This window comes from Niallia nealsonii (genome assembly GCF_002835805.1).
Classification (GTDB): domain Bacteria; phylum Bacillota; class Bacilli; order Bacillales; family Cytobacillaceae; genus Niallia; species Niallia nealsonii.
On record NZ_PISE01000015.1, the window covers coordinates 36770 to 52721 of the forward strand.

General features: G+C 34.1%; 11 protein-coding genes. 4 read left to right on the forward strand and 7 right to left on the reverse strand.

Translation table 11 applies throughout. The features are described from left to right. Window positions 1-37 precede the first annotated feature (37 nt). Window positions 38-709 carry an SIMPL domain-containing protein gene (locus CWS01_RS07455; protein ID WP_101176567.1) on the forward strand — a complete coding sequence of 224 codons (672 nt, stop codon included), beginning with the start codon at window positions 38-40 and terminating at the stop codon, window positions 707-709. A gap of 64 nt (window positions 710-773) precedes the next feature. Here CWS01_RS07455 and CWS01_RS07460 read toward each other — a convergent pair whose 3' ends face one another. The 3 genes from CWS01_RS07460 to CWS01_RS07470 are packed head-to-tail and all read right to left on the reverse strand — an operon-like array spanning window position 774 to window position 3643. Further along, window positions 774-1754: an ABC transporter substrate-binding protein gene (locus CWS01_RS07460; protein ID WP_235852000.1), complete on the reverse strand. Its 981-nt coding sequence runs from the start codon at window positions 1752-1754 to the stop codon at window positions 774-776. 14 nt (window positions 1755-1768) lie between these two features. Beyond that, entirely contained in the window at window positions 1769-2545 is a 777-nt protein-coding gene (locus tag CWS01_RS07465) for an ABC transporter ATP-binding protein (protein ID WP_101176568.1), read from the reverse strand. A 12-nt stretch (window positions 2546-2557) separates the two neighbouring features. Then, complete coding sequence (locus CWS01_RS07470) at window positions 2558-3643, reverse strand: FecCD family ABC transporter permease (RefSeq protein WP_235852001.1); 1086 nt, start codon at window positions 3641-3643, stop codon at window positions 2558-2560. Window positions 3644-3754: 111 nt separating this feature from the next. On the opposite strand from CWS01_RS07470, the gene nikR reads away from it, so the two are divergent. The 3 genes from nikR (at window position 3755) to CWS01_RS07485 (ending at window position 7132) form a co-directional block, all read left to right on the forward strand. Next, window positions 3755-4168 carry a nickel-responsive transcriptional regulator NikR gene (gene nikR / locus CWS01_RS07475; protein ID WP_101176569.1) on the forward strand — a complete coding sequence of 138 codons (414 nt, stop codon included), beginning with the start codon at window positions 3755-3757 and terminating at the stop codon, window positions 4166-4168. Window positions 4169-4672: 504 nt separating this feature from the next. Continuing rightward, window positions 4673-5656, forward strand: a complete 984-nt coding sequence (guaC, locus tag CWS01_RS07480) for a GMP reductase (RefSeq protein ID WP_101176570.1) — start codon at window positions 4673-4675, stop codon at window positions 5654-5656. 324 nt (window positions 5657-5980) lie between these two features. Next, entirely contained in the window at window positions 5981-7132 is a 1152-nt protein-coding gene (locus CWS01_RS07485; RefSeq protein ID WP_101176571.1) for a SpoIIE family protein phosphatase, read from the forward strand. Between the two features lie 61 nt (window positions 7133-7193). Here CWS01_RS07485 and CWS01_RS07490 read toward each other — a convergent pair whose 3' ends face one another. The 4 genes from CWS01_RS07490 to CWS01_RS07510 form a co-directional block, all read right to left on the reverse strand. Continuing rightward, window positions 7194-8042, reverse strand: a complete 849-nt coding sequence (locus CWS01_RS07490) for a CheR family methyltransferase (protein WP_101176572.1) — start codon at window positions 8040-8042, stop codon at window positions 7194-7196. An 11-nt stretch (window positions 8043-8053) separates the two neighbouring features. Next, window positions 8054-10816, reverse strand: coding sequence for a CHASE3 domain-containing protein (locus CWS01_RS07495; RefSeq protein WP_101176573.1), 2763 nt, complete (start codon window positions 10814-10816; stop codon window positions 8054-8056). A gap of 428 nt (window positions 10817-11244) precedes the next feature. Then, the gene (locus CWS01_RS07505) at window positions 11245-12615 is read right to left on the reverse strand and encodes a polysaccharide pyruvyl transferase family protein (protein ID WP_101176574.1); all 1371 of its coding nucleotides are present in this window, start codon (window positions 12613-12615) and stop codon (window positions 11245-11247) included. A gap of 668 nt (window positions 12616-13283) precedes the next feature. Beyond that, window positions 13284-15773, reverse strand: coding sequence for a DEAD/DEAH box helicase (locus CWS01_RS07510; protein ID WP_101176575.1), 2490 nt, complete (start codon window positions 15771-15773; stop codon window positions 13284-13286). Window positions 15774-15952 lie beyond the last annotated feature (179 nt).

Consider the following 15952-nt stretch of genomic DNA (forward strand, 5'->3'; position numbering starts at 1 on the left):
TATAATAGACTAATTGTATACGAAAGGAGAAGAAGATATGTATTATCCATTTATTAGAGATGCCAACCAAGCAAAAAAGCGGAGTATGATCGTTTATGGAAGTTCACGTGTTACGCTAGAGCCAAACATAGTGAACATACAATTAGGAGTTATAAATGAAGATACTGAGCTTACTAAAGCACAGCAAAAAAATGCTAGCTTAATTCAGCAAATTACGCAAGCTTTAATAGATCAAGGCATTTCAAAAGAACATATTCAAACTGCTGATTATTCCATCTATCCTCAATATGATTATGTTGACAATATCCAGCAATTTCGAGGATATCAAGTTACACACTTGCTATCTATCACAATAGAAGATATCAGTAAAACAGGAAGTGTAATAGATACAGCAGTAAAAAATGGCGCTAACAGTGTATCAAATATTCACTTTTCTATAAAAAATAAGGATATTCACTATAATACCGCTTTAAAAATGGCATTAAACAACGCAATAGAAAAAGCCAAAACCATCGCTAGTGATCTAAAGGTCCATCTAGATTCAGTGCCTGCTAAAATTTTGGAACAACTGACAGACCATTCTCCCCCTATACCCTATAAAGCATTAGCAAATTCGAATGTAATAGCTGGGACTTCTACTTCTATAGAAGCAGGACAATTGCAGTTAGAAGCAAAAGTAGAGGCAAAATTTTATTATTATACTCAATGAATATAAAAAAGCGCTCCCTAGTGGGTAGCGCATTCTATTTTTCCAAATCCGAAAGATTCCTTTATCATCTAAATAAATCTGGATGGAATCCTTTTGCCAATTCTTCCACCGTATATGCCATACGATCACCAGGCAATACACTTTCTAATGTAATAACAACAAATTTCTCTTGTTTTACACAATCTAACTGAGAAAGAGCCGGATTATTTTTTATTTCTTCTATTTTCTTTTCCGCCGATGGTGCATCATAATCATGAATGACAATATAATCCGGCTTTTTTTCTAGCACCTTTTCAAAGCTTACCGTTGTCCATTGTTTATCTTTTATATCAGAAAAAATATTTTTTCCGCCAGCTTGTTCAATAAGCAATGACTCAAAGTTCGTTCCTCCAGCAGTAAATACCCCTTCTCCACCGCTATCATAAACCAATACATTAACAGTCTTTTTATTTTCAAGTTTTTCTTTTACTTTTGCTATTCTGCTCTGCTGATCTGCTATAAAGGCCTTCGCCTTATCTTCTATTTGAAAAATCTTTCCAAGATCATTTATTTCCTTATATATTTGCTCTAAGGTTAACGCACTATTTTGATACGTAATAATCCCACTGCTAGCCAATTCCTTTTTATCTAATCCTGCTTCTCCAAATTCCCAATCAATCCCATATATAAAATCAGCACCACTTGTCAGAACTGCTTCCCTTGTTGCTGAGCCATGCGTTAGTTCTGGAATTTTTTCATATTGCTCTTTATATGCAGGCAGCGCTCCTCTACTATGATTATTTAAGCTATTGCCAATTACATAATCAGATAAGCCCAAAGCAATAAATAGCTCTGTTGCATTAGGACCCAGGGTTAACACCTTTTGTGGTTTTTGGCTGATTACCAGTTTTTCTCCATAATTATCGATTGTCACTTCTTTATACTCTTTTTCTGTTTTTGCATTTTCCTTTAAAGCAGATGTTTTTTGTGAGGATGAACTGCATCCAGCTAACAAAATAACTAACATCAACAAAAGAATTACGGGGAACATTCGCTGTTTCGTCATTTTTACTTCTCCTTTTATCTATTTAAATTTCTAGGCAAATAAGTAATAGCTACTTTATTTGTGATAGGATGAATAGCTACATCTGTATGAATTCCAAAAACTTCCAACAGTGTTTCTTCTGTTAATATATCCTTTGGTTTCCCTGCTTTATATACTTGGCCTTTATGGATCACATAAATCCGATCACAGTATAATGCTGCAAGATTTAAATCGTGGATAGCGGCCAATACAGTGACTCCTAATTCTCTAATAGAATCAAACATCTGCAATTGATAGTTAATATCCAAATGATTAGTTGGCTCATCTAATATTAGAAAATCTGTTTCCTGAGCTAGTACTCTAGCAATTAGCACTCGCTGCTTTTCTCCGCCAGAAAGATTCATATAATTTATTTTTGCCATGTTTTCTATTCCAGTTTTTTTTAGAGCATTATAAACAATGTTCCGATCTTCCTTTGTATCTATAGTAAACAATCCCTTATGTGGACTTCTTCCCATTGCCACCATTTCCTCTACCTTAAAATCAAAGGATATATGATTTTCCTGCCCTAATACACCTATTTTTTTAGCTGTTTTTCTTCTGCTCATCTGATATAAATTTTCCCCATCCAAAAGAGATTGTCCAGAAACAGGCGTAAGTGTTCGATATATATTTTTTAAAATAGTGGATTTGCCACTTCCATTTGGTCCGATAAGACCCACAAATTCTCCCTTTTTTATATGAAGAGAAATATCATCGACAATTTTTTTTGTACCATGTGAAAATGTGAGATGCTCTACTATTAATTTCATTTTTGATCCCCTTCATGATTTAGCATTTTGTCTTAATAGCCATATAAAAAAGGGACCACCAATCAGTGCTGTTAAAATCCCTATCGGCAACTCTTCTGGAGCAATAACCATTCTTGCTGCTACATCCGTCCAGACAACTAAAATCCCTCCTAATAAAGCGCTGATTGGAAGCACCCTTTTATGATCAGATCCTACTAATAATCTCGTTACATGTGGAACCATTAAACCAACAAAACCTATTGATCCACTGACAGAGATAGTTACTCCCACTAATAACGAACAGACGACTATGAGCATTTTTTGGGTTCTTTCTACATGGATTCCTAATGTGCCAGCTGCTTCCTCTCCTAATAGCAAGGCATTTAATGCACGATAATAAATTATTAAAATTATCATGCAGATAACCATAACGATCAACGGAAGTTTTAAATAAGCCCATTTTGATCCTGCCAAACTGCCAGACATCCAAAAGGCTGCATTATGTAAACCTAAAGCATTTGGCGCACTTAACGTAATAATTTTAGTAACAGCATCCATAATCATAGATACTGCTACACCAGTTAACAGCAATTGAGCTATATTAATTTTCCCCTTTACCTTTGCTATACAGTAAACTAAAGTAGTTGACATTACAGCACCAATAAATGCGCTAATAGAAAGAGAATAACTTCCTAAAAATGAAAACACACCAAATAACATGCTTAATGTAGCAGTGGCCGAAGCTCCTGCAGAAACTCCTAAAATAAAGGGATCTGCTAATGTATTTCGCACTAACGCCTGCATAGCAACACCAGCAGCTGCAAGACTTGCTCCTACAATCATTCCTAAAATGACTCTTGGAAGCCTTAAAATCCACACAATATTTTCTTCTAATGGAGTCCAGTCTATCTGAATATAATCTTCTATAATTGGCAATTTACTGAGCAAAATTTTTGCTACCGTTAATGGATGCACGGAAACAGGACCAATGCCCACAGAAAAAATAAGAGATCCCACACTTATTATGATTAAAAAGAAAATCATAGCGACTATATTTCGCTCCTTATCTTTATCATCACCTTTTTTCATTTCAATGACCTGTTTTGTTTTGTCGAACATATATTCATTTCCTTTCAGCCGCTTTCTCATTTTCATTTATCGTATATAATTATCTCTAGATTAGCTTTGCAAATTTTGATAGTTAACCTTGATTAGAAGGAGTAGATTTTTTTGGATCATAAAAAATTAACGAGATTTGGTGTTTCCATGGATGAAGGATTGCTTATGGATTTTGATCAAATCGTCGCAGAGAAAGGATATCAAAACCGCTCTGAAGCTGTTCGAGATTTAGTCAGAGATGCCATTCTTCAGCATCAATGGACAGACGACAAAGAGTTGGTTGCCGGTGCTATTTTATTATTTTATAATCATCACCAGAATAAGCTAGTAACGGAGATGATGAATATCCAACATGATTATCACCATAATATATTAGCTACAACCCATCTGCATATTAACCATCATAATTGCTTAGAGGTTATTGTTGTAAAAGGAAGAACCAGCGAATTAAGAGGACTTAGCGATAAACTCACTTCTTTAAAAGGGGTTTATTTTGGAAAATTAACTATTTCTCCACTTACTTAACTATTCGTGCTACTTTTCGTCATAATTGTAGCACTATTAATTTTTTGTGTATATAATAATAATTCGGAATATTTAAAAGATTTAATCCTCTCTATTGCATACATAAGGAAAAATTATGGATGAAAATAATTGTATTGTTATGACATCGAAGTCAAAGTTATCCTTTTAATTTTATTACGTATTAACTGGCTTTTAACCCCATCTAAGAGATTATAAAAGGAAACGAGAATCTAGGTGGGCGAAGTAAAAAAAACACTGATTGAAGTTTCACTTTATTGGAGCAGCTTCCAAACGTTATACACTAATGGCAGCTTTTACACATCCAAAACGAGAAAAAATTACCCCTATATCTATAAATCGTGCCAATATAATGAAGGCACGATTTTTTATCTTACATAATAGTGTAAAAACTTTGACATCCTATTAAAAATGATGTAAATTACCATAGGGACGAACATTTAAAATAAACCAAATAAAAAACATTCGTATTTAGAGGTGTAAATCATGGATAATGTATTCGATTATGAAGATATTCAATTAATTCCGGCAAAATGTATTGTTAATAGCCGTTCAGAATGTGATACAAGCGTAACTTTAGGAAAACATACATTTAAATTACCAGTAGTACCTGCAAATATGCAGACAATTATTGATGAAAAGGTTGCTGTTTATTTAGCTGAAAATGGATACTTTTATATTATGCATCGTTTTCAGCCTGAAAAAAGAATCTCATTTATCAAAGATATGCAGGCGCGTGAACTTTACTCTTCCATTAGTGTTGGTGTAAAAGAAGAAGAATACGGATTTATTGAACAATTAGCTGAGGAAGGACTTGTTCCAGACTATATTACAATTGATATTGCTCATGGACATTCTAATGCAGTTATCGATATGATTAAGTATATAAAAAAACACTTGCCTGAAAGTTTTGTTATTGCAGGTAATGTGGGCACTCCAGAAGCAGTAAGAGAACTAGAAAATGCTGGAGCGGATGCTACAAAGGTAGGAATTGGACCAGGAAAAGTCTGCATTACAAAAATTAAAACTGGTTTTGGTACTGGTGGTTGGCAATTAGCAGCTCTTCGCTGGTGTGCAAAAGCAGCAAGCAAGCCAATTATTGCAGATGGCGGTATTCGTACTAATGGAGATATAGCTAAATCTGTAAGATTCGGTGCTTCTATGGTTATGATTGGGTCTTTATTTGCTGGACATGAAGAATCTCCAGGAGAAACCTTTGAAAAAGATGGAAAACTTTTCAAAGAGTATTTCGGATCTGCGTCTGAATTCCAAAAAGGTGAAAAGAAAAACGTAGAAGGCAAAAAAATGTTTGTAGAGCATAAAGGGACTCTTCAAGATACATTAACAGAGATGGAACAAGATCTTCAATCTTCTATCTCTTATGCTGGAGGCAACAAGTTAGAGTCTATCCGTAATGTGGACTATGTTGTAGTTAAAAACTCTATCTTTAATGGAGATAAAGTATATTAATTTCAGAAAAATAACACAAAGAAGAGCAGACCTTTTTACTGCTCTTCTTTTTTTGCAAATAAAAGATACGTTACCCATCATCTCTTTAAAATGTAGAGCTTATCTCCATAAAAAATACTTCCCTATTTTTATTGCAGACCTTTTTTATAGCCATTCAGCAAAAGTTACTTCCAATCCTAATCATTAAATTACAAGTATACATCTATTTTTTGTATAATAGAGTATAAATAGATTTTTTAAACCATTCTATGTATCAATACATAAAATTATAACATTCGCTAAAACTCGTCAATACTAAGGAAAGAATAAGGAGTTATTATAATTATGACTATTCTTCTTGTAGATGACAATCCTGTCAATCTATTTGTAATGGAAAAAATACTAAAAAGCGCAGGCTACACTGATTGTGTTTCCCTTAATTCTGCATTCGAACTTTTTGATTATTTGCAGCTTGACGCGCAAACACCTTCCTATGTTCCAGTAGATTTAATTTTATTAGATATTATGATGCCTGAAGTAGATGGAATCCAAGCATGCAAACGCATTAAAGAGCACGACAGATTAAAAGATACCCAAGTCATTTTCGTAACAGCTCTTGAGGATAAAAATAAACTAGCAGAGGCACTAGATATTGGTGGCGTAGATTACATAACGAAACCGCTTAACAAAGTGGAACTTCTTGCACGAATACGTGTTGCCCTACGTTTAAAGGCTGAATTAGATTGGCACACTCAACATGAGAAAAAAATTCAATATGAATTAGATTTAGCCACACATGTTCAAAGAAGTTTGCTGAGCACACCTTTACAAGAAAAAAATATTCAAATCGATGTATCCTATCTTCCTTCCTTTAATTTAGCAGGAGACATGTACTATTGGCATAAAATAAACGATCATCGTTATGCTGTTATACTCCTTGATATGATGGGACATGGGATTTCTGCATCCCTTGTTTGTATGTTCATTTCTTCTGTTTTAAGAGAATCCATTAAACAGCTAGCTGATCCAGAGCTTGTTATTACTGAATTAAATCGCTATATGACTTTATTAAAAAATGAAAAACAAGACCTATCCTATTATTTTACCGCCATTTATTTATTGGTCGATACGGAAGAAAAAACGATTGAATATGTAAATGCAGGTCACCCTCCTGGATTTGTTCTTATTGATGAAAAGGAAGTTGTTGCCCTAGATCAAGGAGGCTGCGCAGTCGGCTTTTTCGATGAAATTCCTGTTCAAAAATCCATTATTCCTTTTACAAAGGATGTCCAAATTGTATTGTATACAGATGGCGTTTTGGAGGCAATGGGGCCTTGCGAAATAGAATCAGAGAAACGAATCCATTCCATTGCATCTAAAAAATTAAATCATACAACCTGTGTAATCGATAATTTACTCACTACTGAACAGCAGAAGGATCAATCTGACGACATGTGTGTGTTACTCGTACAGGCAAAAGCAAACCAACTTACTTAATAAAAAAAAAGGTCTGCCCCATAAGTGAAAAACTTCCACTTATAAGGGACAGACCTTTTTGCTATAGCTTTTGATAAAGGCGTTCATTTTCTGCTATATCTCTATAATGATGTATTACATCTGCAAACCGTAATGTTTCCTTATCTCCTAAACCCAAAAAACCACCTGTGCTTAGACTTTCGTAAAAAAGCTTTTGAACTTTATTTTGCAAAGACTGTGTAAAATAAATAAGTACATTACGGCAGATTATCACATGAAATTCATTAAAAGACTGATCTGTTACCAAATTATGCTGTGCAAAGATAATATTCTTTAATAACGATTCATGAAAATATGCATATTGTTGATCGGTTTTATAATACTCAGAAAAGGCATTTGTTCCCCCTGCAAGAATATAGTTTTTTGTATATGCCTGCATTTTATTTAAAGGGAATGCCCCTAAACTTGCTTTTTGCAAAACATGCTCATTCATATCCGTTGCATAAATAACTGCTTTTTCCATCAATCCTTCTTCTTCAAGAAGAATTGCCATAGAATATACCTCTTCACCTGTTGCGCAGCCAGCATGCCATATTCGTATTTCTTTATGATCCCGCAATTTTGGAATTACTTCTGTTCGAAATACTTTAAAAAAGCTAGGATTACGAAACATTTCCGTTACATTAATCGAAAAATCATTAAGAATTTGTTCCAAAAAGCTTCTTTCATGAATAATCCTTTCTAATAATCGAGAAATGGTTGGGATATTATCCAATTTCATTCGATAATAGATTCGACGAGATATGGATGATCGGTTATACTCTCGAAAATCAAATCCTGATAAGCGGTAAATTCCCTCAAGCAACAAGTCTACCTCTATGTTCGTATTTTCGTTATCCTGATCTCGCTTCAAGTATTCTTCATTATCCATCCAATTTCTCCTTAATTTGCTAACCATACTCTTAGAACAGAAAATAATTGGTCTAAATCTAATGGCTTGCTAATATAATCAGAAGCTCCTGCCTCAATACATTTTTCCCGGTCATTTTTCATTGCTTTTGCAGTTAAAGCAATAATTGGAAGATCGGTCAATCCCATTGATGTTCTTATTTTAGACATTGCCTCATATCCATTCATATTTGGCATCATAATATCCATAAGAATTACATCAATATCTTTTGTCTCTTTAATAATATCTAGAGATTCATTTCCATTCCGGGCTACTAGAATATTCATTCCTCTTTTTTCAAGAGTCGTTTTTAATGCGAAGATATTCCGATAATCATCATCCACAATTAAAACCTTTTTCCCTGCAAACTCATCATACTCATTTGTAGATAATTGCCATGTTTCCTCTTTTTGCGGATGAATCTCTGCTTTAAAATTTTCTACTGTTACTTCAGATGCACCTACTTCTAGATAAGCAGCATCTATTTCTTTTTCCTTTGGAAGACCATTTGGCAGGCTTGGGATTATAAGAGTAAAAGTGCTTCCTTTATCTTCCTGACTCTCTAAAGAAATCCAGCCTCCTAGAAGTTTAGCAAACTCTCTGCAAATGGATAATCCTAGGCCAGTTCCTCCATATTTGCGAACCGTTGCTCCATCAGCTTGCTGAAAAGATTCAAAGATCAGTTTATGCTTTTCCTTCGGAATGCCAATACCTGTATCTACCACCGCAATCTCTAGCCAATTTGAGCTGATATGTTGCATTCCTTTGGTTACTCCACTTTTGCCCATTTTTTTAATATTTAATAATACAGAACCATTTTCTGTAAATTTAAATGCATTTGAAAGCAAATTTTTAATTATTTGTAAAAATCTCTTTTCATCACTATAAAAAATATTTTCCACATTTTCCGATTTTATAACCTTAAACTCTAGGTTTTTTTGCTTTGCTATCGGCAGAAAGTTTCTTTCCATCACTAACGGCAACTCATCCATATTCACTTCGTCAAATTGAATATCTAATTTTCCAGCCTCTACCTTAGAAAGATCTAATATATCATTAATCAATGAAAGCAAATCTTTGCCGGAAGAATGTATTACCTTTGCATATTCTGTCTCTTCTGTAGATAATCCATCATTTTCTCCCAACAATTCAGATAAGATTAAAATACTATTAAGAGGCGTTCGCAATTCATGAGACATATTCGCCAAAAACTCTGATTTATAATTAGAATTTAATGTCAACTGCTCTGCCTTTTCTTCTAATTCTTCCTTTGCCTGTTCCAGCTCTTTCGATTTTGCTTCTGCATCTTTTGTTCTTTCTTCCAATTGTTCATTAATAGCAAGCAATTCCTCTTTTTGCACTTGCAATTCTTCTGACTGAGTCTGCAGCTCTTCTGACTGGGTCTGCATTTCCTCTGACTGCGCCTGCAATTCCTCTGTCATTGCCCTTGATTCATTCAACAATCGAATAATTTCCATACGACCCATTATACTATTGATTGTTAATCCAAAGGTTTTTATTATTTCTTCTACTAGTTCTTGCTGCAATTTTGTAAACTCTTTTATAGTTGCAAGTTCAATAACCGCTATAACCTCATCTTCAAACAATACTGGAGCCATTAAAATGCCTTTTGGCGCAACTTGTCCTAAACCAGTTTCAATAAAACGGTAATCATCGGGAATTTCCTTATATAAAAACATCCGATTTTCCATTGCACATTGCCCAATTACTCCTTGACCTACAGCAAAACTTTCCCTTCCAATTGATGTATAATCTGAATCTGCAAAACTCGCTCTTTTAACAAAAAGGTTCTTTTGATTGTCCTTTTCACGAACATAAAATGCCCCAAATGATGCTTGTGTCATTTTTGCCATTTCTTTAAGAAATGTATCTGCCAATCCCTGGATAGAGGATATACCTTGATATTTTGTCACCACTTCAGCAAGATTAGATTGCAGCCATTCCCGTTTTTCAAAGCTATCCAATAACTCATTCGTTGCTTGTCCAAGTTCTTTTATTTCATCATTTGTTTTTATATCAATTCTTCTTTTAAAATCCCCGCTTGATGCTGCAATACTCTTAATTGCAGTTGTCACTTCTATTATTTTGTTAACAATAGATTTAGATATGACATTGGCGGCAATAATTGCTATGACAGACACAATCACAATAATTCCTATTAAACCAATTGTGATGACAGTATTTCTTTTGTCTAACTGAGCCGCCTTTGCCTCAGTAGCCGCCTTTTCTTCAGAGCGAAAAGCATTAAACTGCTTACGTATCATTTCCATATCTTTATGACCAGTGTCTGTTAGGAAAAATCCTTGAAGACCTTGCTCATCATTTTCTCTTTTTAATTGTATCGTCGGTTCGCCAGCAGTTGTTATCCAATGTTCGATTGTTGTTCTAATTTCTTTTAAATTATTCTGTTGATCTGGATTATCCTTTAATAGTTTCATAAGCTTACTATAATCCAGTTTCCAATTTTCCTCGGCTTTGTTATAGGGTTCTAAATAACTTGAATCTCCTGCTATAATAAAACCACGCTGTCCTGTTTCCATATCCAGCATATATTTTTCTATATTGTTGGTCAGCTCATGAACTTTGGAATCATGGTTAATAATATAATTTCTTTCCTCTTGCAGGGATTTAATTTGACTATTAATAATAATAACCGATGCAAGCAAGCAGCAAATTATAACTACATAGCCAAAGGTAATCTTTGAACGAATTCCTACTTTCCTATTATTCTTCATTATCTTCCTGCCTTCTCGTAATCATTTAATAATTATATTAATAGTATACCAATTGAAATTAAAAAAGAACATTGAACGCTCTATTATGTAGTGTATTTCTGCCATTGTCTCCTATTATCTAAAGGAACTACAGTCCAGTTTCACTTATAATCTCTTAGGTGGAGGTCAAAAGCCCGTTAAATAAGGGTAAACAAGTCCGCACCGAAAAATTTGGAGACTGAGAGCCACATTTTTATAAACGAGGATTTTATCAAATAATCAACCATTTTATCGATTGCGTGCAACATAATAAACAGCCGAACCCATCTATTGGCGACTCGCTTCTCACACATGAAATATGTGAACGTATTATTTTATACATTAATTCAAAAAAGTAAAAAGCAGCTGTTACCTTTTAAGATAACAACTGCTCTTTTTTATACATTTACTTATTTAAAACTAAACATATTAGCTGTTTTTAAAGCTAATTTTACTGCTTTTCTATTCATGGTGCCTTGATGTTTTTTAATTAATTTTTCTTTTTCTGCTAATTTAGTTTGCAAGTTTTTAATTGTTTTTTCTTTGCTGTCTTCTTCTGGATGATATTTTTCCCACCGTGCTATTATCTCTTCCAAACTGCAGCCGCTTATTGGAGAAACAACTGGCTGCAGCTTAGTTTCTGCTATTTTTTTATCCAATGGAACAAAGCTTGGCACAAGTGTATCTTTATAAATATGGTTTAAATTATTTTTATTAAGGAAATTAATAAAGTTATCAAAATTCTCGCCTTGTCTTCTAGCTGGTTTTTGAAAGTCGCTTTTTTCAATCAGCTCAGATAGTGTTGTTTTTTCTGTAATATCATTTGCCCACACATATGTCAGCTGATGATAATCAGCTAATTCACGCATACGGGCGTCTTTTGGTATGATAATGCTTGGCGTTCCAGCAATCGTTGCGGCGATATTACCATGTAATCTAGCCCCAAAACTTAAATCGGCTTGTTTCATTAAATCAAGCCATGCAGGGACATTTAAAGGGTATCGAACTTTATTGTTCATATAAGTTGGATCAGACATTTTCACAGGGTAATTACTGCTCGGTTTTGAAATAGGAGGCGCACCCAAGTATGTAAGCTTTAGCTCTTTCAACCATTGCGGAATAAAATAATGATTAGGAAACTCTTCCATTCCTCTTGTGATAAAATCTAAAACATGTTTAGGAGAGAGTTTTGATGAGTTTACACAAATTGTTGATTCCTTTGTTATATTTGTTTCTCGTATCTTTAATTCCCTTCCAAATGTATACATAGAAGGGCATCCAATTACCGTATGATCAATTCCTTCGCGAAATCCTAATCTAGTTAGATACTGGGAAGTTATTTCTCCGCGCAGACCAATAGTGCCTGATTTCTCTAATACTGCTCGGACGAAATCTTTTACATCTTGATCAAAAGGGAAACCTTCGTCTAATTTTGGTTCAAATGGTGCACGTAATCCTACACCAATAACTACTACAGGAATCTTCAGTTTTTTTATTAATGCCGTATACTTACGCAATGATGGAACAAACTCCTTGCGAAAAGCATCTGCTAACGGAATGATATAGCAATCATATTTTTCATTAATTTCATCCGCATACTTTGGATCATAGTCATAATAATCTGGTGTAATCGTCGTATCCTCTGTCATTAATGTGCGAAAAACGCTGTATTGATAAACAAGATTTCCTACATTGCCCCCAATTGAATTATTTAAAAGAATATGCGGTGCATCAAACTTATCAAATGGTGACATGCCTGCTCGTATTATAATATTTTTCATAAAAAAAATGCTCCTTTCTGAATTCCCATATGCTGTTTTGCTGAGCTGACTTTATAAAAATTTTATGCTTTAGTTTCTAACGCTAGGGAAATGGGTACTTGAGTAATAATAAACTTTACTTTTTTAACAGCCTAGCCAAATTTTTTCGGACCTATACTTTATGTCTTTTTATGCATGTTATTTTTTTAAATAACATGCATAAATTTTTTAGCGAATGGAGAACATAAATCCATCTTTTATTACCCTAGATAAAAAACAATCAAACATCTTTTTCAGTTTTTATAAATAAATGTTAACAATGCTTTCTTAATTTCTTCTTAATAAAACGATATTAATACATGAAAAATCGATTCCCTTCATTTTTATAAAGTGAAACTTTAATCAGGCTTTTACTCAGTAATCTTATCCCCACCTAGATTTCTCGTTTTAATCCCTTAGGTGGGGAACAAAAGCCCGTTAAATAGAGATAAAATAAGGCAGCAGGGACTCGGTCTCTGCTGCTTTATCACTTTCTATCCTGCATTAATGAGCAGTAACCCCAAAAAACTTGCCCATAAAAGGTGAAGATAAAAGAATAAAAACGTTGCCATGTTCTGTAGCAACGTCTTTATGGCCTATATTCTATCTTTCCCTAAGGAACAATTAGCAGTTGAAGGATAAAATCTCCATTAATTAAAGTTTCGCTTTACAAAATAACACTCATTGCAAATAGAATATTTGAACATTGCCGGAAGATCTTTCCCGCAAATTCTACAAGTTTTTTTTCGGCTTTTTATCCCTGACTTTAATGACTCGTGAATTTTATCACTTATTTCTTCTCGTACTCTTTCCCAATAATAGACTTCAGTCCGTTTCTCTAATCTGTAAAGAAATAAAAGGTGAAGCCCAATTGCTTTATAGCCTAATTCCAATTCCTCAAGATTCGTTCCTTTAACATATGGTTCTGGCAGCTCTTGATTTTCCACAATAGCTTCCATATTCCTTTTCCATTGACTTCTTAATGTAGGTTCACTTGTCGAAAATGGAAGTCGTAAAAAGCTAAACAGGTCATATAAAGAGAGTCTCGCTTCTATCATTGTTCCTAAAATACTTTCATACAATAATTTTTCTTCTGATAAAGAAGCTTTTTTTGTTCCTTCAGGACTTTTAAAATGATCCCATAAATAGAAAAACAAGCTGAGTTTATTTGAATATTTTTGAAACCTTTCTAGAACTGCCTGTGTTGGCGCAATAGTAAACCCTTCAATATTTTCATCTTCTTTTTCTAACAGCTGTTTCATTTTTCTTTGGTCACTTGCAAAAGCCACTTTGCCAATATTGTATATTCCTCTACGGCCCGCTCTCCCTGCTATTTGTTTTACTTCTTGAGAGGTAAGCAATCTTCGTCTTATGCCATCAAATTTATCATTTTCCAGAAAAACAATACGTCTAATTGGCAAATTTAGTCCCATTCCAATTGCATCTGTTGATACAATAACCGATGTTTCACCATTAATAAATCGCTCCATTTGCTTCTTCCTAGTTTCTGGAGGCATACTGCCATATATCATGCTCACCTGACGGCCTGTTTTTTGAAGTTCTGCGGCTGTTTCAAGCACCCCTCTTCTGGAAAAACAAACAAGCGCATCCCCTTTTCTAGTATGGTTTAAATGAAAGGCTTGCGCCTCCACTTCTAATGGAATATCTCTTTTATACTCATGCACCTCAACATGAGAATCTCCTAAAAGCTGCAAGATCATGGCTTTAGCATGAAGGCTGCAAATAATATGAACTTCTTTCGCATTTGCTTTTGTAATAGCTCGATACCATGAAAAGCCACGGTCCTTATCGGCAATCATCTGTGCCTCATCTATGACAATTACTTCATAAAAGTCTTTCTCATGAAACATCTCCACTGTACTCGATTGATGCATGGCACCCATCACCGGCTTTTCCTCTTCTCCAGTCTTTAAGGAGCATGGGACCTGTTCTTCATTTAATTTTTCAAAAACTTCTAATGCCAAAAGCCTTAAAGGAGCTAAATATAAACCACTATTTGCTTTCTTCATTCTGGTTAGCGCTTGAAATGTTTTTCCTGTATTTGTTTCCCCTGTATGAAGAATATAATGAATGTTTCTGCTTGCTGGAGGATAATATTCTCTTCCGAAAATATCATCAATCATCCTTGCCTCTTCCTCTTTACGCCGCCTTCTTTCTTCTCTATCCTCAAAAGCCTTCTGCTCTCTTCTAGTGATATCTCTTTCATAGATTTCCCGATGTACTTCCATATCAAATGGAATATCAATTAATTTTAAAAGGTCTTTCAGCTGTTCTTCTAGCAAATCATCTATTAGTTCAAACGTTATATCTGTGAATAAGTCATACCCGACTTCTTGTAAATAAGAATTGGACATATGCTGCTTGTAAACCTGTTTATATTCATCCAGCAAATGAGAAGGCCATTCTTTTTTTAACCAATTAGGCAAAAAGTCTATTAAATAGCCCAGTATTAGGCTTTCGTATGCTTCACTTCGGTCCTCGATAAAATGAAATTTATTATATGGCAATTCCATTTCGTTATATAAATATTCCTCAAATGTTATTTCTTGAGAAGATAAAACAATTCCGTATCTTTCTATTTCAATTGCAAGGTGGCTTCCAACCAAATAACGTATATAAAGATAAATGTCTTCATATTGTTTTCCTACTTGCTTTTCCATATAATATTCAAATTTACTCTCTAATTTTTTCTGCAATTCTCTCTGTTCTACTTGTTCCTTACGCTCAAGATAACCTTCTCTAGCGTTCGTATATATTTGTTTCCAACTGCAAGGTTCATCCGAAATAAATTCATCCAGCCATTGTTGAAAATCATATGGCTTTACTTCTCTAATTTGTGCACGAAATAATTGATTTAGCTTTTTTTTAGGAATTCCGTCTATAGAAATACCCTTCTGCTCCAAATACTTCTTTTTTTCATCGCTAGAAGTATGGCTTGCCGCTGTGTTAATCCATGTATTCAACCATATTTGGCTAATATATTCTTCTCTATCCAAAATATATTGATTATAAGAAGGCATTATATCCTTTTTCTCCAAATAACGATCAACATCTTCTAAAATAAGTTTTTTGGTACGCTCCACTGCCTGTAAATAATAGGGTTTCAGGATATTATTCATGTACTAACTCCTATAAAAAGTAAGATAATATTCATAGTTTCCTTCATCTTACATAATTCATGTATTTTTATTAACAAATATATTCCTTTCCTAGCGACTAGCATTGTCCCACCTTAAAATTACTTTCTTTCCATAAACATCCAGCCACACTCTCTATTTTCATTTATTAAATTATGTAT